This window comes from Streptomyces sp. NPDC051578 (assembly GCF_044454045.1).
In the GTDB taxonomy this organism is placed as follows: Bacteria; Actinomycetota; Actinomycetes; order Streptomycetales; family Streptomycetaceae; genus Streptomyces.
Genome location: NZ_JBITDH010000012.1, coordinates 1 through 21,724, shown reverse-complemented (window position 1 = coordinate 21,724; position 21,724 = coordinate 1). Strand labels below are relative to the sequence as shown.

At 74.0% G+C, this 21,724-nt stretch carries 16 protein-coding genes; 8 read left to right on the top strand and 8 right to left on the bottom strand.

Features of this window, described 5'->3' with window-relative positions; translation table 11 throughout:
- The first annotated feature begins 1 nt into the window (after position 1).
- On the top strand, positions 2 to 4,720 hold the full coding sequence (locus tag ACIA6C_RS30420) for a hypothetical protein (protein WP_399280725.1): 4,719 nt from the start codon (positions 2 to 4) through the stop codon (positions 4,718 to 4,720).
- Between the two features lie 109 nt (positions 4,721 to 4,829).
- On the opposite strand, the gene ACIA6C_RS30415 is transcribed toward ACIA6C_RS30420, so the two are convergent.
- A complete protein-coding gene (locus ACIA6C_RS30415; protein WP_399280723.1) occupies positions 4,830 to 5,348 on the bottom strand; it encodes a hypothetical protein in 519 nt (172 codons plus the stop codon).
- A 392-nt stretch (positions 5,349 to 5,740) separates the two neighbouring features.
- On the opposite strand from ACIA6C_RS30415, the gene ACIA6C_RS30410 reads away from it, so the two are divergent.
- Genes ACIA6C_RS30410 through ACIA6C_RS30395 form a run of 4 tightly spaced genes read left to right on the top strand, consistent with a single transcriptional unit; the run spans position 5,741 to position 10,061 of the window.
- Positions 5,741 to 8,575: a nitrate- and nitrite sensing domain-containing protein gene (locus tag ACIA6C_RS30410; RefSeq protein WP_399280721.1), complete on the top strand. Its 2,835-nt coding sequence runs from the start codon at positions 5,741 to 5,743 to the stop codon at positions 8,573 to 8,575.
- Complete coding sequence (locus ACIA6C_RS30405; protein ID WP_361140398.1) at positions 8,572 to 9,009, top strand: roadblock/LC7 domain-containing protein; 438 nt, start codon at positions 8,572 to 8,574, stop codon at positions 9,007 to 9,009. The genes ACIA6C_RS30410 and ACIA6C_RS30405 overlap by 4 nt, the downstream gene beginning before the upstream one ends.
- 10 nt (positions 9,010 to 9,019) lie before the next feature.
- Positions 9,020 to 9,454 (top strand): DUF742 domain-containing protein, encoded by a 435-nt coding sequence (locus ACIA6C_RS30400; protein ID WP_329193451.1) that lies wholly within the window; start codon positions 9,020 to 9,022, stop codon positions 9,452 to 9,454.
- Positions 9,435 to 10,061 carry an ATP/GTP-binding protein gene (locus ACIA6C_RS30395; RefSeq protein ID WP_361140401.1) on the top strand — a complete coding sequence of 209 codons (627 nt, stop codon included), beginning with the start codon at positions 9,435 to 9,437 and terminating at the stop codon, positions 10,059 to 10,061. The genes ACIA6C_RS30400 and ACIA6C_RS30395 overlap by 20 nt, the downstream gene beginning before the upstream one ends.
- Positions 10,062 to 10,250: 189 nt before the next feature.
- On the opposite strand, the gene ACIA6C_RS30390 is transcribed toward ACIA6C_RS30395, so the two are convergent.
- From ACIA6C_RS30390 to ACIA6C_RS30380, 3 genes are all read right to left on the bottom strand, one after another.
- Positions 10,251 to 11,441 carry a lipid-transfer protein gene (locus ACIA6C_RS30390; RefSeq protein WP_399280718.1) on the bottom strand — a complete coding sequence of 397 codons (1,191 nt, stop codon included), beginning with the start codon at positions 11,439 to 11,441 and terminating at the stop codon, positions 10,251 to 10,253.
- A complete protein-coding gene (locus tag ACIA6C_RS30385; RefSeq protein ID WP_361140407.1) occupies positions 11,438 to 11,902 on the bottom strand; it encodes a zinc ribbon domain-containing protein in 465 nt (154 codons plus the stop codon). Before ACIA6C_RS30385 ends, ACIA6C_RS30390 begins: the two co-directional genes overlap by 4 nt.
- A gap of 93 nt (positions 11,903 to 11,995) precedes the next feature.
- Complete coding sequence (locus ACIA6C_RS30380; RefSeq protein ID WP_399280716.1) at positions 11,996 to 12,667, bottom strand: M15 family metallopeptidase; 672 nt, start codon at positions 12,665 to 12,667, stop codon at positions 11,996 to 11,998.
- Between the two features lie 29 nt (positions 12,668 to 12,696).
- Here ACIA6C_RS30380 and ACIA6C_RS30375 point away from each other — a divergent pair, with 29 nt between their 5' ends.
- Positions 12,697 to 13,206: an NUDIX domain-containing protein gene (locus tag ACIA6C_RS30375; protein WP_366082726.1), complete on the top strand. Its 510-nt coding sequence runs from the start codon at positions 12,697 to 12,699 to the stop codon at positions 13,204 to 13,206.
- Positions 13,207 to 13,259: 53 nt separating this feature from the next.
- Here the strand turns inward: ACIA6C_RS30375 and ACIA6C_RS30370 are convergent, their stop codons facing one another.
- Positions 13,260 to 15,605 carry a glycoside hydrolase family 31 protein gene (locus ACIA6C_RS30370; RefSeq protein WP_399280714.1) on the bottom strand — a complete coding sequence of 782 codons (2,346 nt, stop codon included), beginning with the start codon at positions 15,603 to 15,605 and terminating at the stop codon, positions 13,260 to 13,262.
- A gap of 222 nt (positions 15,606 to 15,827) precedes the next feature.
- On the opposite strand from ACIA6C_RS30370, the gene ACIA6C_RS30365 reads away from it, so the two are divergent.
- Positions 15,828 to 17,804, top strand: coding sequence for an acetoacetate--CoA ligase (locus ACIA6C_RS30365; protein ID WP_399280712.1), 1,977 nt, complete (start codon positions 15,828 to 15,830; stop codon positions 17,802 to 17,804).
- A 58-nt stretch (positions 17,805 to 17,862) separates the two neighbouring features.
- Positions 17,863 to 18,831: a hypothetical protein gene (locus ACIA6C_RS30360; protein ID WP_399280710.1), complete on the top strand. Its 969-nt coding sequence runs from the start codon at positions 17,863 to 17,865 to the stop codon at positions 18,829 to 18,831.
- A 132-nt stretch (positions 18,832 to 18,963) separates the two neighbouring features.
- On the opposite strand, the gene ptsP is transcribed toward ACIA6C_RS30360, so the two are convergent.
- From ptsP to ACIA6C_RS30345, 3 genes are all read right to left on the bottom strand, one after another.
- The gene (gene ptsP / locus ACIA6C_RS30355; protein ID WP_366082729.1) at positions 18,964 to 20,634 is read right to left on the bottom strand and encodes a phosphoenolpyruvate--protein phosphotransferase; all 1,671 of its coding nucleotides are present in this window, start codon (positions 20,632 to 20,634) and stop codon (positions 18,964 to 18,966) included.
- A 78-nt stretch (positions 20,635 to 20,712) separates the two neighbouring features.
- Positions 20,713 to 21,162, bottom strand: coding sequence for a PTS glucose transporter subunit IIA (locus tag ACIA6C_RS30350; RefSeq protein WP_399280708.1), 450 nt, complete (start codon positions 21,160 to 21,162; stop codon positions 20,713 to 20,715).
- A gap of 338 nt (positions 21,163 to 21,500) precedes the next feature.
- Positions 21,501 to 21,724 (bottom strand): hypothetical protein (locus ACIA6C_RS30345; RefSeq protein WP_399280706.1); only part of this gene is annotated, 224 nt, incomplete at its 5' end.

Sequence of the window (21,724 nt, the reverse complement as noted above, 5' to 3'; positions counted from 1 at the left end):
CATGTACGAGCTGTCCCGGATCCGCCTCTACTCCATCGGGCCCGCCGGCGCACGCTACGCCGACACCGTGCTCGACCTGCGCGGAGTCGGCGAGCCGGTGCCCCACCCGGCGCCCGCCCAGGCGGAGTTCTTCGAGGACGAGCCGACGGGGCCGCCCCGCCGGCCCGCGCCCGCCGGCGTGCTCTTCCTGGAGAACGGCGGCGGCAAGTCCGTCCTGCTGAAGCTGATCTTCTCGGTGATGCTGCCCGGCCACCGCAACACCCTCGGCGGTGCCAGCTCCGGCGTGCTGCGCAAGTTCCTGCTCGCCGACGACTGCGGCCACGTCGCCCTGGAGTGGCAGCACACCCAGACCGGCGAATGCGTCGTCGTCGGCAAGGTCAGCGAATGGCGCGGCCGACAGGTCTCCAACGACCCGCGCAAGTTCGCCGAGGCCTGGTACTCCTTCCGCCCCGGGCCGGGCCTGAGCCTCGACAACCTGCCCGTCGCCGAAGCCACCACGGTGCGCCCGCCCGTCGAAGGCGCCTCCGGCGCCCAGGGCCGCCGCCGCACCATGAAGGGCTTCCGCGACTCCATCACCGAGGCCGGCAAGGCGTACCCGCACCTGGAGGTGTACTGGGAGGAGATCCACGACCGCTGGAACGAGCACCTCACCGACCTCGGCCTCGACCCCGAACTCTTCCGCTACCAGCGCGAGATGAACGCCGACGAGGGCGAGGCCGCCGGCCTCTTCGCGGTCAAGAAGGACTCCGACTTCACCGACCTCCTGCTGCGCGCCGTCACCGACACCCGGGACACCGACGGCCTCGCCGACCTCGTCCACGGCTTCGGCAACAAGCTCGGCCGCCGCTCCGAGCTGATGGCCGAACGGGACTTCACCGCCGGGTCGGTGGAACTCCTCACCAAGATCGTCGAGGCCGCCGAGACCCGCTCCCGGCTGCGCGACGTCCACGCGGGCGCCGAACGCCGTACGCGCACCCTCGCCCGGCGCCTGTCCGCCCGCGCCACCGAGGAACGCGGCCGCGCCGCCGAACTCGCCGAGCGGGTCACCGCCGCCGCCCACGCCGTCACGGCCGCCGAGTCCGCGCGCGAGCGCAGCGCCGCCATCTCCGCCGAACTCGCCTACCGGCACGCCTCGCTGGCCCTGACCGTCGCCGACAAGGCTGCCGCCGCCCAGCGCCGCGAACTCCTCGAAGCGCGCACCCTGCACTCCGCCTGGCAGGCCGCCGAGACCGTACTGCGCCACCGCGCCGCCGCCGACCGTTCCGCCCGGGTCGCCGCCGCCATCCTGGAGGCCGAGCGCGACGCCGCCCCCGCCCTGGCCGCCCGCGCCACGGCCGCCGCCGGGCTCGTCCGGGCCCTGCACACGGCCGCCGAGCAGGGTGAGGCGCGGGCCAACGAGGAGGAGGAGCGCTCCGCCGTCCTCCAGGCCGCGGGCGAAGCCGCCCACCGCGACGCCACCGCCGCCGCCACGGCCGCCCAGCGCGCCCGAAGCGAAGCCGAACACCTTCGCGCCCGCCTCTCGGAGGTCCAGCAGGAGACCGCCGAAGCCGTGCGGGCCGGCTGGCTCGACGACTCGGCGCCCGACGCCGACCCGGCGCGCGCCGCCCTCGCCGCGAGCGACGCCGAGAAGAGCGCCGTCGCCGCCTGGGACGAGTCCCGCGAGGCCGCACGGGCCGCCGCCGACGCCGCCCGCGAGGCCGCCGCCACCGAAGCCCGCGCCGAACTGACCGCCGCCCGCGCCGCCGATGCCGCCGACGCGGCCGAAGCCGCCCACGCCGCGGAGGAGCGCGCCGCCGCCTCCCTGGCCTCCGCCCCCCGCCTCGCGGAGCTGCTGGGCCTTCCCCCGGCCCCCGACGCCTTCCTCCCGCGCCCCCGCGCCGGTGCGCAGCCCGGCTCCCCCCAGGCCTCCGCCGCCCCCGGGCCCGCACCCACCGCCCAGGCCTCCGCCGCCCCCGGGCCCGCACCCACCGCCCAGGCCTCCGCCGCCCCCGGGCTCACCGTCGCCGACCTCGACCGGGGCTGCGACGAACTGCTGCGGATGCTGGCCGACACCGTGGGTTCCGCCGAACGCCAGCTGTTCGAGCTGCGCACCGCCGCCGCCGAGGACGCCCGCATCCTCGGCGCCCTCGGCGACGGCGGGCTGCTCCCGCCCGGCCCCGACGTGCTCGCCACCGTCGAGTACCTCGGCGAGCACGGCATCCCCGCCCTGCCCGGCTGGCGCTACCTGGCCCAGGCCGTGGACCCCGCCGACCACGCCGCCGTCCTCGCCGCCCGCCCCGAACTGGTCGACGGCGTCGTCATCACCGACCCCGACACCCACTCCCGCGCCCGGGAGGTCCTCTCCGGCGCCGCCCTGCTGCCGCGCTCCACGGTGGCCGTCGGCACGGCCGCCGCGCTGCTGGCCCCGGTCCCGCCCGCCGACGCGGATCCGGCCGGCTCCGGCATCTTCATCGTTTCGCCGAACCCGGCCATGCACGACGAACAGGCCGCCGACGAGGAACGCCAGGCGCTGCGCACCCGCGCCACCGCCCGCGACACCGAGATCCGCGACCTGGCCGCCCGCCTCTCCGGGGACCGGGAGCTCGCCGCCCGGCTCGCCTCCTGGCGCACCGGCTGCCCGCCCGGCCGTCTCGCCGAGCTCGCCGAACACGCCGCCGCCGCACGGTCGTTCGCCGAGGAATGCGACGCCGAACTCGCGGAGGCCCGTACCGTACGCGCCGAGGCCGACGAGGCCGCCGCCGACGCCGCCCGGGTCCGTGACGAGCGCCAGGACGCCGCCCAGCGCGCCCGCCGGGCCGCCGACGCCCTCTCCGGCCTCGCCTACCGCCTGCGCGAGCGCTCCGGCTGGCAGGCCCGGCTGAGGGAACTCGCCGACGAGGCGGCCGAGTCCGAGGCCCGCGCCGAAGCGTGCCTGGACCGTGCCCGCGCCGCCGACGAGGACCGCCGGGCCGCCCAGCGGGCCGCGGACGACGCCCGCCGCACCGCCCGCGCGCTGCGCGCCGAGCGCGCCGACATCGCCGGCGCCCCCGACCCCCTCCCCGAGGACGACGGAACGCCCAAGGCCCCCCTGCCCGACCTGCGCGAGGCCTACCGGGCCGCATCCCGGCTCTACGAGAAGGTCGGTGTCGGCGCCGACCTGCGCGCGGAACAGGCCCGCGCCGAAAGCGACGAGAGCGCCGCCCTCGCCGAACTCGACCGGCTCACCAACAAGGTCCGCACCCGGGCCGCCCAGCTCCTCGAAGGCACCGACGGCGCCGACGGCCCCTCCCGGCAGGCCGCCGCCGCCCGCGCCGAGGCCCTCGTACAGATGCTGGAATCCCGGGCGTCGGCAGCGAGCGAGCAGCTCGGCCGGCTGCGCGGCGAGGCCGAACGGCACGCCCCCGCCGACGGCGAGGCCCACACCGACCTGCCCGAGGAACTGGTGCCCGGCGACGTCGAGCACGCCCAGGGCCTGCTGCGCACCGCCACCGCCCAGCTCGCCGCCCACACGGCCGCCGTCGAGAGCGCCCGCGCCGCCCACGCCGACCTGCTGCGCTCCCACCGCACCGCCGAGGACGGGGCGGGCGGCTTCGACGAGACCGCCGCCCTCCTCAGGGACCTGCTGCGCGATCACGCGCAGCAGGAGGACGAGCAGGAGCCGGCGCCCCACCGGGGCACCCTGGAGGAGGCCCGCCAGTCCGCCGCCGAGGCCCGCCGCTCCCTGCGCGGCTGCGCCGCCGACCTGTCGGCCGCCGAATCCGCCGTACGTGAGGCGAGCGACATCCTGGTCCGCCACGCCAACGCCAACCGCTACGAGCAGGTACGCACCCCCGCCCGCCAGCAGATCCGCGAACTGCCCGCCTCCGCCCTGCCGGAGCACGCGGCCGCCTGGGCCACCGCGTTCGCGCCCCGGCTGCGGGTGCTCACCGACGAGCTCGCGCAGCTGGAGCGCAACCGCGACAGCATCGTCGACCGGCTGCGCGGCCTGGTCGAATCGGCACTGGCCACCCTGCGCTCCGCCCAGCGGCTCTCCCAGCTCCCCGAGGGCCTCGGCGAGTGGTCGGGCCAGGAATTCCTGCGGATCCGCTTCGAGGAGCCCGACCAGGCGACCCTCACCGAGCGGCTCGGCGAGGTCATCGACGAGGCCACCCGCGCCGCCGTCAAGAAGAACAGCACCGCCTCCTTCGGCGAAGGCCGGCGCGACGGCATGTCCCTGCTGCTGCGCGGAGTCCAGGCGGCCCTGGAACCCAAGGGAATCTCCGTGGAGATCCTCAAGCCCGACGCGGTACTGCGCGCCGAGCGGGTGCCGGTCGGACAGATGGGCGACGTCTTCTCCGGCGGCCAGCTGCTCACCGCCGCGATCGCCCTCTACTGCACCATGGCGGCGCTGCGCAGCAACGACCGCGGCCGCGACAAGCACCGCCACGCGGGCACGCTGTTCCTGGACAACCCCATCGGCCGGGCGAACGCCACGTACCTGCTGGAACTCCAGCGGGCCGTCTCCGACGCGCTCGGCGTCCAGCTGCTGTACACCACCGGCCTGTTCGACACCACGGCCCTCGCGGAGTTCCCGCTGGTCATCCGGCTGCGCAACGACGCGGACCTGCGCGCGGGCCTCAAGTACATCAGCGTCGAGGAGCACCTGCGCCCCGGTCTGCCGCAGCAGTCCCCGGACGGCGAGACCATCCACGGCGAGATCACGGCGACCCGCATGTACCGCCGCTCGACCGCGAACGCCTGACGCGCGGCGGCCCGACACCCAACGCCGGACGTCTGACACCTGGCGCCCGGCGGCCTGCCCGGGGGCGGCCTGCCGGGCGAGGGGCGGCCGGGCAGGCCGCCCCGTGCCGTCAGCCCCGGCCGTGGGCCGCCAGCCGGCCGCCCTCGGCCGGACGTATGCGGGGCACCCGGCCGGGCGTCCCCGAGCCGGCCTCCCGGCCCGCCCGGCGGGCCTCCCCGCGGCCACCGCGCGCCGTGCTGCTCGGCTGGGACACGACCCCGTGCCGCTGGTTCCACATCTGCCGGGTGATCAGCACGTCCAGCACGGCCCAGGTGGCCACCACCGTCCCGGCTATCGCGCCGAGCACCATCGGCAGCGCGAGCCACGAGCCGGTCAGCGTCAGGAAGAAGCTCACCGTCGCCTGCATCAGGGTCAGGGCCACTATCAGCACCGCCCGCACCGCCGAAGCCCGCACCGGATCGGGCATCCGGTACCTGCGCGCGGGCTCCTCCACCCACAGCGACCGCCTCGTGGCCGTCGTCCCGGCCCCGCTGTGGCGCCCGTACGCCGAGGCGTCCGCCACCGCGTCATCCCCCACCGCGTCATCCCTCACCGCGCCGCCCCACACCGCGTCGTCCGTCGTGCTCATGGTCCACTCACTCCCCACCGCACGGTCCGTTGCCTACCCACACCTCATACCCCCTTGTGCGGTTTCGACCGTCTTCCCCGTCAGACGATCGGGGAGGCCGCGAGATTCCCGGATCGCCGAACGGGTTCACGCGTTCGAAGGGGCCCGGAGGAGGAATTCCAGCCATCCATCCGATTGAGGGAACCGACGCCCCACGAGGTGCCATGTGCCACATAACGGGCGGGACTTGCCAGGACCTACCGGACAACTCATGATCTTCACAAGGGCAGCAGGCCGAAAACGTCCGGACACGCCTTCGAAGCTTCTCCCCGGCAGTAGTAGGCTCACGCCGTTTAAAAGACGGAACACCGAGCCCCGGCAGCGGGGTTGACCTGGGGGAGGCTGGGGAGGCCATGCGCTTTCGCGGGAAGTCGATCCGCCGGAAGATCGTGGCGTTGCTCCTTGTGCCGCTCGTCTCCCTCACCGCCCTGTGGGCCTTCGCGACCGTCATCACCGGCCGCCAGGCCGTGCAGCTCCTCGGCGTGGCGCCCGTGATCGCCAAGGTGGGCTACCCCATCGAGGACGTCGTCCGCGTCCTGCAGAAGGAACGCCGCCAGACCCTCGTCGTCATCGGCGACCCCCGCGCCTCGGCCGCCACAGCCGAACTCGCCAGGAGCCGTAGCGCCACCGACACCGCCGTCCAGGACATCACCGAGGACGCCTCCAGCCCCAAGGTCGCCGACCAGCTCAGCCCCGCCAACGCCCAGCGGCTGCGCTCCATCCTCGACGCCTTCCACGGCATCGCAGCCCTGCGCCACTCCGTCGACCAGAACAGCCTCGCCCCCGACCAGGCCATGGAGCTCTACAGCCGGCTGGTCGACCCCTGCTACGAGTTCCTCATGAACCTCCACGCCCTGGAGGACGTGGAGATGGACAAGCAGGGCCGGGCCCTCGTCGGCATCACCCGCGCCCGCGAGACGCTCTCCCGCGAGGACGCCGTCATCGCCTCCGCCCTCGCCGCCCGCAACATCGGCCCCGCCGACATCCGGCACGTCTCCGACTACACCGCCAACCGCGCGCTGCTCTACGACTTCAACCTCGCGATCCTGCCCGGCGCCGACCGCGACGCCTTCGAGCAGTACTGGGCCGGCCCCGAGACCAAGGCGCTTCGCGACGCGGAGGAACGATTCATCTCCGCAGGCGCCGCCAAGCCCCCGCGGACCCTCACGGCCGCCCAGTGGGACGAAGCCGCCGGCAAGGTGCTCGGCGACCTCGCGGAGATGAACACCGCCGCCGGCGACCGCTACCAGGAACGCGTCAAGCCGGTCGCCATGAACGTGCTGGTCCAGGCCGCCGTCGCGGGCATCCTCGGCTTCATCGCCCTGATCGTCTCCCTCGTCATGTCCGTGCGCATCGGCCGCGACCTCATCCGCGACCTGTCCCGGCTCCGCAAGGACGCCCACGAGGCCTCCGGCGTCCGGCTGCCCAGCGTGATGCGCCGCCTCGCCGCCGGCGAGAACATCGACGTGGAGACCGAGGCACCCCGGCTGGAATTCGAAAAGGACGAGGTCGGCCAGGTCGCCCTCGCCCTCAACAGCCTCCAGCGCGCCGCCGTCGAAGCCGCCGTCAAGCAAGCCGAACTGCGCCGGGGCGTCTCCGAGGTCTTCGTCAACCTGGCGCGCCGCAACCAGGTGCTGCTCCACCGCCAGCTGACCCTGCTCGACACCATGGAGCGGCGCACCGAGGACACCGAGGAACTGGCCGACCTGTTCCGCCTCGACCACATGACCACCCGCATGCGCCGGCACGCCGAAGGCCTGGTGATCCTCTCCGGCGCCGCGCCCTCGCGCCAGTGGCGCAAGCCGGTCCAGCTGATGGACGTCGTACGGGCCGCCGTCGCCGAGGTCGAGGACTACGAGCGCATCGAGGTGCGCAGGCTCCCGCGCATCGGCATCGAAGGCCCCGCCGTCGCCGACGTCACCCACCTGGTCGCCGAACTCCTGGAGAACGCGACCGTGTTCTCCCCGCCGCACACCGCCGTCCAGGTCCACGGCGAGCGCGTGGCCAACGGCTTCACCCTGGAGATCCACGACCGGGGCCTCGGCATGACCTCGGAGGCACTGCTCGACGCGAACCTCCGGCTCGCCGAGACCCCCGACTTCGAGCTCTCCGACACCGACCGGCTCGGCCTGTTCGTCGTCAGCCGCCTCGCCCGCCGCCACAGCGTCAAGGTGGTCCTCCAGCCCAGCCCCTACGGGGGCACCACCGCGGTGGTCTTCCTCCCGGCGGAGCTGCTCACGGACGCACCCGACACCAACGGCACCGGCATCCGCCTCGAAGGCCTCAAGAACGCCAAGACCGGCAAGGCCGGCAAGACCGCCCGGCCGGTGCCGACGGGCAAGGGCGGTCCGGCCACGGTCGCCGGTGCCACGGCCGGCCGGCCGCTGCCCGCCGGGGTGCTGGGCGGCCCCGTCGAGCTGGAGGGCCCGCTCGGCGTCCTCGGCCTGGACGGCGTCGACGGCCTGGACGACGACCCCGCGACCCTGGACGAGGCCGCCGGCATCGCCGGCCTCACCGGAGTCGGCGGCCGCCCTCCGATGGCCACCCTCGACGACGAGACCCCGCCCGGCGGCATCCCCGGCGCCGTCCTGGGCCTGCGCCCCACGGGCCGGCCGGGCACCGGCCGGCACCCGGAACGCTCCGCCGCCCGGAAGGGCGACCGGCTCGGCGAACGCCACCGCGAGCGGGGCACGCCCCCGGCCGGGGAGACCGTCGCCCCGTCCGGCCCGGTCCGCATGGAGCGCCCCCGCCCGGACCCCGAAGGCCCCCGCACCGCGGGAGCCATCCCCCTGCCCCGCCGGCGCCCGACCCCGACGCTGGTCGCCGACCACGGCCGCCGCGTCGAGCCCCGCTCCGTGCCGATGGCCGGCCGGGCCGGGCAGGGCGAGGAGGCGGCCCGCGGCGAGGGCCCGGGCACGCCCGATCCGGCCTCCGGCGGCCTCCCCCGCCGGGTCCGCCAGGCCAACCTGGCGCCCCAGCTCAAGAACGCCCCGGCCCCCGCACCGGCCGACACCACCGCGAAGGCGGTCACCGACCGCGACGCGGAGGACGTACGTACGCGCATGTCCGCCCTCCAGCGCGGCTGGACGGCGGGCCGCAACCAGCACGCACCGCAGCAGTCCGAAGCCGAGGCCGGCACCCCCGCCGCCCAGGCTCCCGGAACCGAGAACGAAGGGGACGGTCGATGACCGCACCGCAGACCGGCAACGACACCAGGGGCCGCGGCTCCGGCCCGCTCAACTGGCTCCTCGACGAGCTCGTCGACAAGGTCGGCAGCATCCGCAAGGCGGTCGTCCTCTCCGGCGACGGACTGCCCACCGGCAGCTCCAAGGACCTGACCCGGGAGGACAGCGAGCACCTGGCGGCCGTCGCCTCCGGCTTCCACAGCCTGGCCAAGGGCGTCGGCCGGCACTTCGACTCCGGCAACGTCCGCCAGACCGTGGTCGAACTGGACGAGGCCTTCCTGTTCGTGATGGCCGCGGGCGACGGAAGCTGCCTGGCCGTGCTGGCCGACGCCGAATCCGATGTCGGCCAGGTCGCGTACGAGATGACCCTCATGGTCAAGCGCGTCGGCGACCACCTGGCGACCGCCCCGCGCTCCGGGCTGCCAGCCGGAGGGTGAGACGGACGGCATGAGCGATTCAGGCCGGTACCACCCCGAACAGACCCCGGGCGGGGCGGAGGACCCCGCGCACCCGCACTGGTTCGACGACGAGGCGGGCCCCGTCGTGCGCCCGTACGCCATGACCCGCGGCCGGACCAGCCACGCGGGCCAGCACCGCCTCGACCTGATCGCGCTCGTCGTCGCCGAACCGGCGGCCGACGATCCGGTCTGGGACCTGACCCTGTCCCCGGAACACGCCCACATCCTGGGAAGGTGCCGGGAACGCCCCCAGTCCGTCGCGGAACTCGCGGCCGACCTCGACCTCGCGGTCGGGGTCGTCCGCGTCCTGATCGGCGACCTCGTCGACGACGAACTGGTCCATGTCACCCGGCCGGTACCACCGGCCGAACTGCCCGACGAATCCATTCTGCGTGAGGTGATCGATGGCCTTCGGGCGCTCTAGCCGCACCGGCGCCATGCATGCCGTGTCGCCGGTCGAGCCGCTGACCCTCAAGATCCTGGTCGCGGGCGGCTTCGGGGTGGGGAAGACCACCCTGGTCAGTGCGGTGAGTGAGATCAGACCGCTACGGACGGAGGAACGTCTCTCCGAGCCGGGCATCGGCATCGACGACACCGGGGGAGTGGAGGGCAAGAGCACCACGACCGTGGCGATGGACTTCGGCCGCATCACCCTGCGTGAAGACCTCGTGCTCTACTTGTTCGGCACGCCCGGACAGGACCGCTTCTGGTTCCTGTGGGACGAGCTGGCGCAGGGGGCGCTGGGCGCCGTGGTCCTCGCCGACACCCGCCGCCTCGCGGACTGCTTCGCCGCCATCGACTACTTCGAGCGGCGCGGCATCCCCTTCGTGGTCGCGGTCAACTGCTTCGACGGCGCCGACCGGCACCCGGTGGTGACCGTGCGCGAGGCGCTCGACCTCGACCCCGACGTGCCGGTGCTGCTGACCGACGCGCGCGACCGCGAGTCGGTCAAGGACGTACTGGTCGGTGTGGTGGAACACGCCATGTCGCAGGCCAGGGCCCGCCGGCACAGCCTGTCGGCCGGGGCCTGAGCGGGCGGTCCGCACGCGGAGGCGGCCCGTACCCCCGCCGACTGGGGTACGGGCCGCAGCTCTCATGGGGGGTTCGGGGATCCCGGTCGTGCGGGACCGTGGAGTGAGTGTGAACCCGCCACCGTGGGCCGTCAAGCATTCGGACAGCACCCGCCGGTCAGGAGCCTGATCCACGGCCGGCCGAGGCGCCTACCGCACCGCGACGACCGCCGAACCGTGGCCGAACAGGCCCTGGTTGGCGGTGATCCCGGCCCGTGCCCCGGCGACCTGCCGGTCCCCGGCGCTGCCCCGCAGCTGCCACGTCAGCTCGCACACCTGGGCGATCGCCTGCGCCGGGACCGCCTCCCCGAACGAGGCCAGCCCGCCGCTGGTGTTCACCGGGATCCGCCCGCCGAGCGCCGTCGCCCCCTCCCGTACGAGCTTGGCCCCCTCGCCCGCACCGCACAGCCCGATGTCCTCGTACCACTGGAGTTCCAGTGCCGTGGACAGGTCGTACACCTCCGCGAGCGACAGGTCGTCGGGCCCCAGCCCCGCTTCCTCGTACGCGGCCCGCGCGATCGAGGCCCGGAACGAACCGCCGGCCGGGGCGGAGGCGGTCACCGCGTCGGTGGCGATGTCCGGCAGGTCCAGCAGCGTACGGGGATACGTGGGCGTCACCGTCGACACGGCCCGGATCCGCACCGGGTCCGCGACCCCCCGCGACCGCGCGAAGTCCATGCTGGTCAGCACGAGGGCCGCGCCGCCGTCCGAGGTCGCGCAGATGTCCAGCAGCCGCAGCGGATCGGCCACCACCGCCGAGGCCGCCACCTCCCGGGCGGTGACCGCCTTGCGGTAGCGGGCGTACGGGTTGAGCGCCCCCGCCGCCGCGTTCTTCACCTTCACCTCCGCGAAATCCTCCGGGGTCTCCCCGTACAGCGCCATCCGGCGGCGCGCGTACAGCGCGAAGTACGCCGGGTTCGTGGCCCCCAGCACCCGGAACCGCAGCCAGTCCGGGTCGTCCGGCCGCTCCCCGCCCGCCGGGGCGAAGAACCCCTTGGGCGCCGCGTCGGCCCCCACGACCAGCACCACCTCGGCCAGCCCCGCCAGGATCTGTGCCCGGGCCGCCCCGATGGCCTGGGCACCGGACGCGCAGGCCGCGTACACGCTGGTCACCCTCGCGCCCTGCCAGCCGAGGGCCTGCGCGAAGGTGGCGCCGGCCACGTAGCCGGGATACCCCGAACGCACGGTGTCGGCGCCGACGACGGACCGCACGTCCGTCCACTCCAGGCCCGCGTCGGCCAGCGCGGCCTTCGCGGCGGCCCGCCCGTACTCGACGAAGCTGCGGCCCCACTTGCCCCACGGGTGCATGCCGGCCCCGAGCACGGCCACGTCGGCGCTCACGCGGCCACCCCCGCCGGGTCCACGGGCCGGAACCGCCAGGTGGTCCACACCGTCCCGGCGTCCTCGTTCAGCACCCCGCCGATCACCTCGACCTCCATCCCGACCGCCAGGTCGGCGACCGTCACCCCGGGCGCGCCCTGGCCCAGTACGACCATCCCCTCGGCCTCCAGCTCCACCGCGATCAGGGTGTACGGCTCCCAGGGCGCGTCCGGGTCGGACACGTACGGCGCGGGCGGCCGGTAGCGGCCGTCGGTGTACGACCAGATCCGCCCGCGCGGGGACAGCGGCGCCTCGGCCAGCTCGCCGCCTCCCGGGCAGTGCGGGTTGCGGCAGTACGCGTCCTCGCGCGGGAAGAACACGGCGGCGCAGGCGGAGCACCGGGTGCCGAGCAGCCGGAAGTCCCCGTCCTCCTGCGAACCGGTGAACCACCCGCTCACGACGGGCGTGCGGTTGCGTTCCAAAGCCCCTCCCTCACTCGCTATCTGACGGCTCGTCAGAATGCGAGTGTGGCACGAGCGCCCCGCCGCGGTCACCGGTTCACGCAGCCGGCCCGCTCAGCGGGCCGCGGACGAGACGGACACCGGAAAGTCGAAGTACGTGTGGGGGAAGGCCTCGGGCTGGTACGTGAAGTGCCACCACTCCTCGGGCAGGTTGACGAAGCCCTGCGCGGCGAGCGCCCGCCCCAGCAGCTCCCGGTGGGCGTGCGCCCGTACGCCCACGCGCGGGTCATCCGTATGGGAGAGCGGATCGAAGAAGTCGAACGCCGTCCCCATGTCGAGCGGCCGGCCGCCCGGCAGTGCCACCAGCGTCACGTCCAGCGTGCTGCCCCGGCTGTGCCCCGACTTCGGCGCGATGTACCCCTCCGGGATCAGCCGGGCCTTGTCCACGCGCGGATAGAACTCCGCCTTGGCCGACCGGTCCTCCGGGTCCCCCGCCCACCGTACGAACGCGTCCACCGCCCGCTGCGGCCGGTAGCAGTCGTACACCAGCAGCCCGTACCCGCGCCTCGACAACTGCCGCTGGGCCCGGCGCAAGGCCTCGGCGGCGGGCCGGGCGAGCAGGCAGACCGGCTCCTCGTACCCGGCCACCGGACGGCCGGTGAAGTTGTGCGCCGACGCGTACCGGATCTCCTGCCCGATGGTCGGATCGACGTCCGACAGCGCCACGAAACCGGGCGCCGCCGAACCGCCGAGCAGCGCCCCCAACAGGGCCACGACAGCCGACATCCTCATTCCCCTTGGCATACCATCGCCGGATGCCGCGACACCTGAGGGACTCGCACTGCTCCACCTGCGGAGCTCCGTTCGACACGGCCGACTGGCCCCGTACGTGCGCCGCGTGCGGAACCACCACCTACCGCAACCCGCTCCCGGTGGCCGTGGCCCTCCTGCCCGTGGAGGACGAGCAGGGCACCGGCCTGGTGGTCGTCACCCGGACCATCGAACCGGCCCTCGGCGAGATCGCCCTGCCCGGCGGCTTCGTCGACTTCGCCGAGGCCTGGCAGGACGCGGTCGTACGGGAACTCCGGGAGGAGACCGGCATCGAAGAGCCCGCCTCCGGAGTCACCCTGGCCGACGCCCTCAGCTCCCGCGCCGGGCACCTGCTCCTGTTCGGCCTCCTCCCGACCCGCCCGGCGGACTCCCTCCCGCCCTCCGTGCCGACCGACGAGACGGACGGCTGGCACATCCTGCGCGCCCCCGCGGAACTGGCCTTCCCCCTCCACACCCGGGCGGTCGGTGCCTTCTTCGCCGGCCAGTACGCCTGAGCCGCCCCCCACCCCTGCCTTCGGAGCCCCCCGGCGGTCGCGTCAGCCACCCCTCAGAGCCCCCGCACCACCACCCCGGGCACCGGCTCGCCCGCCTCGTCCTCCACCGCCACCGCCTCCCCGGCCCACCGCACGGCGTACCGCTCCACCTCGCCCGCCTCGAAACCCGGCCCCGGATCGCGCACCACCACCCCACCGCCCGTCCGGCCCCGCGCCGGGGCCCACGCCTCCAGCGTCACCGCCCCGTCCTCCCCGCGCACCGCGAGCACCGACCCCGCCCGGGCCAGCACCGGCGTCCGCCCCAGCGGCGCGTCCAGCAGCACCTGGCCCGGACCCTCGTGCGCCGCCCCCGTCGCGGTGTCGTACCACCGCCCCCTCGGCAGCCGCACCGCCCGCCGGTCCGCCCCGCACTCCAGCACCGGCGCCACCAGCAGCGCGTCCCCCAGCAGGAACGCGTCCTCGCAGTCCCGCAGCCGCCGGTCCTCCGGCGACCCCCACCACAGCGGCCGCACGTACGGAGCCCCCGTCCGCCGTGCCAGATGGGCCAGCGTCACGAAGTAGGGCCGCAACCGCTCCCGCTCCGCCAGCACCGCCCGCGCCGCCTCCTCGACCTGCGGCCCGAACTCCCACGGCTCCCGCCGGCCCGCCCATATCGCGGCGTGCGTACGGAACAGCGGCAGGTAAGCCCCCAGCTGGAACCACCGCAGGAACAGCTCCGGCGACGGAGACCCGCCGAAACCCCCCACGTCCGGGCCCGAGTACGGCACCCCGCACAGACCCAGGCCCAGCACCAGCGCCAGACAGGCCCGCATCCCCTCCCAACTGCTCTCCACGTCTCCGGACCACGTTCCCCCGTACCGCTGCATCCCCGCCCACCCCGACCGGGAGAACAGGAACGGCCGCTCGTCGGGCCGCAGGCGTACCAGCCCCTCCCATCCGGCCCGGGCCATGCCCAGCGCGTACACGTTGTGCGCGGCCCGGTGGTCCCCGCCCGCCCCCTCCAGCACGTGCCGCGCCGAGCGGGGCAGCGTCGCGTCACCGAACGCCGCGAACGCCACCGGTTCGTTCATGTCGTGCCAGAAACCGGCGAAGCCCTGCGCGAGGCGCTCCTCGTACAGCCCGCCCCACCACGCGCGCACCGCCGGATCCGTGAAGTCCGGGTACGCGCACTCGCCCGGCCACACCTCCCCCCTGACCTCCCGTCCCCGCGCGTCCCGCACGAAGGCCCCCCGCTCACCGACCGCCAGCCCGGCGGTGTGCAGCGGGTCGCCCGCCTTCACGGCCGGGTCGACGATCGACACCAGCCGCACCCCGTCCGCCGCCAGCTCCCGCGCCAGCCCCGGCAGGTCCGGGAACTGCTCCCGGTCCACGGTGAACACCCGGTGCCCGTCGTAGTGGTCGATGTCCAGGTGCAGCGCCGCCAGGGGCAGCCCCCGCGACGCGTACCCCGCCACCACCCGCCGCACCTCCGCCTCGCTGCCGAAACCCCAGCGCGCGTGCTGGTAGCCCAGCGCCCACTGCGGCGGCACCGCCGCCCCTCCCGTCAACGCCGACCAGCCCTGCAGCACCCGGGCCGGCGTACCCACCAGCACCCAGCAGCGCAACGGACCGCCCAGCGCTCGCAGTTCCGCCGTCCCGGGCCGGTCCGCGCCCGAACCCGCGCCCTCCTCGCCCTCGCGCAGCACCACCTGCCCGTCCCAGGTGTTGTCGTGGAACATCAGGTGCGTCCCCGCGTCCGCGACCACCCACTGCACCGGCATCGTCAGGTACAGCGGATCGTCACCCGGCCCGAAACCGCCCTTCGGGTCGGTGTTCCACAGCCGGTACGAGCCGTCCCGCAGCCGCGGCCCCGCCGCCCGGCCGCCCAGCCCGAAGAACCGCGCGTCCGCCGGGACCTCCCCGCGCACCTGCCACCGCGCCCCGCCCCGGCCCGGCTCGACCGGCTCCCACCAGCGCGGCGGCGACTCCCGGCGCAGCACCGTCCCGCCCGGTGTGCGCACCTCCACCGCCCCGTGCCGGGACACCGCCACCGTCACCCGCTCCGACACCACCCGCCAGCCGCCCCCCGTGTCCGGTTCCAGCACGGCGCGCGGATCGGGCTCGGGGCCGTTGCCCACCACCGCGTACGAGGGCGTCGGCTCCGCCCCGTCCCACCCCCAGAACACCGCGCCGCCGGCCGTGACCCGCACCACGAGCTCCGAACGCGCGAAGCGCAGCACACCCCCGCCCGGCCTCGGCTCCGTACCCGTCAGCAGCCCCGGCACCCGCGCCCGCTCCGCGCCCCGGGGCAGGAGCCCCTCGGCGTCCGCACGCCGTCGCCGCCACGCCGCGCGCCAGGCGCGCCTCCCGCGCGCCGTACCGAGCTCCCGCACCCCACGCACCAGATCACGACCGTCCATGGCGCCCACCCTGCCACCGCCCCCCGGCCGAGCGGGCTGCGTTCAGCTGCCGTTCACCCGCCGACGGCGCCCGGCGGGCGATCACACCGCCGCCCCGAACCACTCTGGTGCGGATGTCGATCACATGGCATCGTCCCTGTGAGCCGCCGCGCGCGCACCGAACGCGCGATGGCAACGTACGCACACGAAGCGCGAGCCACACAGTCGACCGGGAGCCGACCCATGACCTCAGCCACCCAGCCGGAACCCCTCTGGACCCCGGGCCCCGAACGGATCGCGGCGGCCCGGATCACCGCATTCCAGGCCTGGGCCGCCGAGCACCACGGCGCCCCCGCCGAAGGCGGCTACCCCGCCCTCCACAGCTGGTCCGTCGACGAACTCGACACCTTCTGGCAGGCCGTCGCCGAGTGGTTCGACGTGCGCTTCACCACCCCCTACGAGTCGGTCCTCGCCGACCGCTCCATGCCGGGCGCCCGCTGGTTCACCGGCGCCACCCTCAACTACGCCGAGCACGCCCTGCGCGCCGCCGAGGACCCGGCCCGCGCCGGGGAGCCGGCCCTGATCTGCGTAGACGAGACCCACCAGCCGGTCCCCGTCACCTGGGCGGAGCTCCGCCGTCAGGTCGGGGCGCTCGCCGCCGAACTGCGCGCCCTCGGCGTACGCCCCGGCGACCGGGTCAGCGGCTACCTCCCCAACATCCCCGAGGCCGTCGTCGCGCTCCTCGCCACCGCCGCCGTCGGCGGGGTCTGGACCTCCTGCGCCCCCGACTTCGGCGCCCGCAGCGTCCTCGACCGCTTCCAGCAGGTCGAGCCCGTCGTCCTGTTCACCGTCGACGGCTACCGCTACGGCGGCAAGGAACACGACCGCCGCGAGACCGTCGCCGAACTGCGCGCCGAGCTCCCCTCGCTGCGCGCCGTCGTCCACATCCCGCTTCTGGGCACCCCGGCCCCCGAGGGGACGCTCCCCTGGCCGGAGCTGGTCGCGGGCGACGCGGAACCGGTCTTCGAACAGGTCCCCTTCGACCACCCGCTCTGGGTCCTCTACTCCTCCGGCACCACCGGCCTGCCCAAGGCCATCGTCCAGTCGCAGGGCGGCATCCTCCTCGAACACCTCAAGCAGCTCGGCCTGCACAGCGACCTCGGCCCGCAGGACCGGTTCTTCTGGTTCACCTCCACCGGCTGGATGATGTGGAACCTGCTCGTCTCGGGCCTCCTCACCGGAACGACGGTCGTCCTCTACGACGGCAGCCCCGGCCACCCCGACACGGGCGCCCAGTGGCGCATCGCCGAGCTGACGAAGGCGACGCTGTACGGGACGTCGGCCGCGTACGTGATGGCCTGCCGCAAGGCCGAGGTCCACCCCTCGCGCGACTACGACCTGTCCGCCGTGAAGTGCGTCGCCACGACCGGCTCGCCGCTGCCCCCCGACGGCTTCCGCTGGCTGCACGACGAGGTCGCCGAGGACCTCTGGATCGCCTCCGTCAGCGGTGGCACCGACGTCTGCAGCTGCTTCGCGGGCGCCGTGGCCACCCTGCCCGTCCACATCGGCGAACTCCAGGCGCCTTCGCTGGGTACCGACCTCCAGTCCTGGGACCCTTCCGGCAAGCCGCTCATCGGGGAGGTCGGCGAACTCATCGTCACCAACCCCATGCCCTCCATGCCGATCCGCTTCTGGAACGACCCCGACGGCAGCCGCTACCGCGAGAGCTACTTCGAGATGTTCCCCGGCGTGTGGCGGCACGGCGACTGGATCACGATCACCGACCGCGGCTCGGTCGTCATCCACGGCCGTTCCGACTCCACCCTGAACCGGCAGGGCGTCCGGATGGGCTCCGCCGACATCTACGAAGCCGTCGAGCGGCTCCCCGAGATCAAGGAATCCCTGGTCATCGGCATGGAGGAACCCAACGGCGGCTACTGGATGCCGCTGTTCGTCCACCTCGCCCCCGGCGCCACCCTGGACGACGGCCTCCGCGCGCGCATCAAGGCGACGATCCGCGAGGAGCTCTCCCCGCGCCACGTGCCCGACGAGATCATCGAGGTCCCGGCGGTCCCGCACACCCTCACCGGCAAGCGCATCGAGGTCCCGGTCAAGCGCCTCCTCCAGGGCACCCCCATGGACAAGGCGGTCAACATCGGCTCGGTCGACCGCCCCGAACTCCTGGCCTTCTACGAGGAGCTGGCCCGCAGCCGGAAGTGACTGTCAGTGGCCTTGGTTACTGTGAGTGAGCAATACGTTGCGACACTCAGGGGGAGCCATGCCACACACGAACACCACCGCCGACACCGCCGGCGCCGGAAGCGGAGCCGCACCGGCCGCCGACGGGACCACCGGCCGCCGCACGAACCGGCGCACACTGCGCCGTCGGCTCCGCCGCGAAGTCCCCAGCACCCTCGGCCTCCTGGCCGACGCCGGGGACTTCGCGGCCATGCGCCGCTACCGCAGCTTCCCCTTCGCCGAACACGCCGACTACGCGGACTACCTCCACCACGTCGAAGCCCTGCTCCGCTCCCTCGCGGCGCAGGGCATCCACTCCACCGTCGCCCTCTTCGACCCCGAGGAGTACGCCGACTACTGCACGGAACACGGACTCGACCCGGACACGGCACAGGCCCGTACCCGCTTCACCGCGGAACTCGCCGGCGCGAGCGGCTGCCTCCCCTACCGGGGCCAGCCCATCGGGGAACTCGTCCCCCTCCTGCTCGACGAAGCCGTCCGGCAGGCCACTTGGGAGTACGCCACCACCCTGCTCGCGGGCGTCGGCACCTGCGCGGACTGCGGCGAGGACATCGGCCAGGCCTCGTTCGAACGGGCGACCGGCGCCTTCAAACGCCTCGTGGAGGGAGCCGGCCCCGGCCATCACCACCTCGTGTGCAGCGTTCCCACCGACACCGAACAACTGGTCGCCGTCCTCCACGCGGAAGTGCCCGACACCGGGTCCCGGCCCCGGATCGAGAGCCGCGAAGGCATGGACTTCGTCACCGTGCTGGCCGCCGGCTTGGCCCTGGGGGGAGCCGGCGGACTGGTGCTCCGCAGCACCTCCGGGGAATCACCGGACCGCGTCCACGGCTGGCGCCTGGACCGCGGCCGCCTGGTCGCCCTCTCGGCGGCGGCGGTCTTCAACGCCTACTGCACCGACGCGGACACCGGTGACCCCGTCGCACCCGAACCGGGAGTGGAGTACTGCCCGGGATACGAGGTGGACGACCCGGACCCCCACCACTGACGGGCGAAGACGAACGCCCGAAGGGCCGGTCAACGCCCGAGGGGCCGGTGCATGCCCGAGGGGGCCTCCGCCGGTGGCGAAGGCCCCCTCGGGACCAGGACTCCTGCGGCTCACTCCCGCGAGCCCGCCCGACTACTCGCCGGACAGCACCGCCTGCGCGGCCACCCGGGCCTCGTCCGCGGTGTCGGCCGCACGCGCCGCGGCCGCGGCACGCTCGCACTGCGCCAGTGTGTGCTTGGCCAGCGTCGCCCGCACATAAGGAATGGAAGCGGCACCCATGGAAAGGGAGGTGACACCCAGACCCGTCAGCACACACGCCAGCAGCGGATCGGAAGCGGCCTCACCGCAGACACCGCAGCTCTTGCCCTCCGCCTTGGCGGCCTCGGCCGACATGGCGATCAGGTCGAGCAGAGCCGGCTGCCACGGATCCTGGAGCCGGGACACCGCCCCGACCTGCCGGTCCGCCGCGAAGGCGTACTGAGCGAGGTCGTTCGTTCCCAGCGACAGGAACTCGACCTCCTGCAGGATCGAGCGCGCCCGCAGCGCCGCGGAGGGGATCTCCACCATCGCCCCGAACTTCGCCCGCAGCCCGGCCTCCCGGCAGGCGTCCGCGAACGCCTTGGCGTCGATCCGGTCCGCCACCATCGGAGCCATGACCTCGAGGTAGACCGGCAGGCCCTCCGCCGCCTTGGCCAGCGCGGACAGCTGCGTACGCAGCACCTCCGGGTGGTCCAGCAGCGTACGCAGCCCCCGCACGCCCAGAGCAGGGTTCGGCTCGTCGCCCGGAGTCAGGAAGTCCAGCGGCTTGTCGGCGCCGGCGTCCAGCACCCGTACGACGACCCGGCCCTCGGGGAAGGCCTCCAGCACCTTGCGGTACGACTCGACCTGCTTCTCCTCGGACGGCGCCTTCTTGCTGTCGTCCAGGAAGAGGAACTCGGTACGGAACAGGCCCACGCCCTCTGCACCCGCCTCGACGGCCGCCGGTACGTCCGCCGGCCCGCCGACGTTGGCCAGCAGCGGCACCTTGTGCCCGTCGGAGGTGGCACCCGGCCCGGACGAAGCGGCCAGCGCCGCCTTCCGCTCGGCCGCCGCGGCCTCCAGCTCGCCCCGCTTCTGCGCCGACGGGTCCACGAACAGGTCGCCCGTGCTGCCGTCGACGGCGATGAGGGTCCCCTCGGCGATCTCGCAGGCCCCCGGCAGCGCGACGATCGCCGGTACGCCCAGAGCCCGCGCGAGGATCGCGCTGTGGCTGGTCGGCCCGCCCTCCTCGGTGACGAAACCGAGGACGAGAGCGGGGTCGAGCAGCGCCGTGTCGGCGGGCGCCAGGTCCCGCGCGATCAGGACGTACGGCTCGTCGCTGTCCGGCACGCCCGGCATCGGCACGCCCAGCAGGCGCGCCACGATGCGGTTGCGCACGTCGTCCAGGTCGGCCACCCGCCCGGCCATGTACTCCCCGGCGCCCGCGAGCAGGTCGCGGTAGGAGGCGAACGCGTCGTAGATCCCGCGCTCAGCGGTGCTCCCGACGGCGATCCGCCGGTCCACGTCCGCCATCAGCTCGGGGTCCGTGGCGATCATCGCCTGGGCCTCCAGCACGTGCTGGGCCTCGCCACCGGCCAGCTGCCCGCGCGCCATGAGGTCGGCCGACACGGCCTCCACGGCCTTGCGGGCGCGCCCCTGTTCGCGCTCCGCCTCGTCCGCGGTGATCTGCTTGGCCGGCGGTTCGAGGACCGCCGTGCCCATGTGCCGCACCTCGCCGATCGCCACACCGTGGCTCACGCCGACGCCTCGCAGCGTTGTCTCCATTTCACCCGTCTCCGATTGAGCGGCGGGCCCAGCCAGCCGCGGTGGATGTCCGACGCGCCCCCGAACAGGGGCGGTACGTCACTGCCAGCTGAAGAGGACGTCGTCGGCCTTCACGTCCCCGGACTCCACGACAGCGCCGAGAGACTCCGCGGAGGCCTCGAGCGCGACGACGGGACAGATGGGCGACTTGCCGGCGGCTTCGACCGCCGCAGGGTTCCAGCGGATGACGGCCTGGCCGCGTGTGACGGTGTCGCCCTTGTTGACGAGCAGCTCGAAGCCCTCGCCGTTGAGCTGGACGGTGTCGATGCCGAGGTGGGTGAGCACGCCGTGCCCCTCCCCGTCGACGACCACGTACGCGTGCGGGTGCAGGGAGACGACCACACCGTCCACGGGCGCCACCGCCTCCGAGGCCTCACGCACGGGATCGATAGCGGTGCCCGGTCCCACCATCGCGCCGGAGAACACCGGATCGGGCACAGCCGCGAGTCCGATGGCACGCCCGGCAAGTGGGGACGTCACGCTGGTCATGGAGGGCCTCCCAGGGGGGTGGGGCTTCTTCGAGTCGCCGTCACAATCTGTCAGGACGGCCTACTTTGAGAAGGGTAAGTCATGAGATGTCCCGGTTCTGCACGAAATGCTCCCCACCAGAGAGGGGCGCCGACGTGCTGCCGCGACACCAACGTAGTGGACTAGACCATAGCCTGAATCGATTTGCCTGGGCACTCCCGGCCCTGTACTGTCGTGAGTCCCGCCAGGACGCGCCGCGTGAACATCTCGCGAACCGCCGATGGACGGGAACCCCCCTCCGAAGTACTGATCTTGAACTCGGCTTCTCTCCGTATGCCTTGCGGCAGAACGGTGAGTGGTCAGAGGGACTGAAAAGCACTGATAGAGTCGGTCCCGCCGGAAAGGGAAACGCGAAAGCGCAGCCCTGGACGGCGGAAAACGAGCGGGACTGACTCTGATAGAGTCGGAAACGCAAGAACAAAACGAAAAACAAAGGAAGCGCCCGGAGGAAAACCCGCGAGGGTGAGTACAAAGGAAGCGTCCGTTCCTTGAGAACTCAACAGCGTGCCAAAAATCAACGCCA

Bases quoted from the DNA above. Each gene is read 5' to 3' on its own strand.
- ACIA6C_RS30420 (WP_399280725.1), top strand. From the start codon at position 2: ATGTACGAGCTGTCCCGGATCCGCCTCTACTCCATCGGGCCCGCCGGC.
- ACIA6C_RS30415 (WP_399280723.1), bottom strand. From the start codon at position 5,348: ATGAGCACGACGGACGACGCGGTGTGGGGCGGCGCGGTGAGGGATGAC.
- ACIA6C_RS30410 (WP_399280721.1), top strand. From the start codon at position 5,741: ATGCGCTTTCGCGGGAAGTCGATCCGCCGGAAGATCGTGGCGTTGCTC.
- ACIA6C_RS30405 (WP_361140398.1), top strand. From the start codon at position 8,572: ATGACCGCACCGCAGACCGGCAACGACACCAGGGGCCGCGGCTCCGGC.
- ACIA6C_RS30400 (WP_329193451.1), top strand. From the start codon at position 9,020: ATGAGCGATTCAGGCCGGTACCACCCCGAACAGACCCCGGGCGGGGCG.
- ACIA6C_RS30395 (WP_361140401.1), top strand. From the start codon at position 9,435: ATGGCCTTCGGGCGCTCTAGCCGCACCGGCGCCATGCATGCCGTGTCG.
- ACIA6C_RS30380 (WP_399280716.1), bottom strand. From the start codon at position 12,667: ATGTCGGCTGTCGTGGCCCTGTTGGGGGCGCTGCTCGGCGGTTCGGCG.
- ACIA6C_RS30375 (WP_366082726.1), top strand. From the start codon at position 12,697: ATGCCGCGACACCTGAGGGACTCGCACTGCTCCACCTGCGGAGCTCCG.
- ACIA6C_RS30370 (WP_399280714.1), bottom strand. From the start codon at position 15,605: ATGGACGGTCGTGATCTGGTGCGTGGGGTGCGGGAGCTCGGTACGGCG.
- ACIA6C_RS30365 (WP_399280712.1), top strand. From the start codon at position 15,828: ATGACCTCAGCCACCCAGCCGGAACCCCTCTGGACCCCGGGCCCCGAA.
- ACIA6C_RS30360 (WP_399280710.1), top strand. From the start codon at position 17,863: ATGCCACACACGAACACCACCGCCGACACCGCCGGCGCCGGAAGCGGA.
- ptsP (WP_366082729.1), bottom strand. From the start codon at position 20,634: ATGGAGACAACGCTGCGAGGCGTCGGCGTGAGCCACGGTGTGGCGATC.
- ACIA6C_RS30350 (WP_399280708.1), bottom strand. From the start codon at position 21,162: ATGACCAGCGTGACGTCCCCACTTGCCGGGCGTGCCATCGGACTCGCG.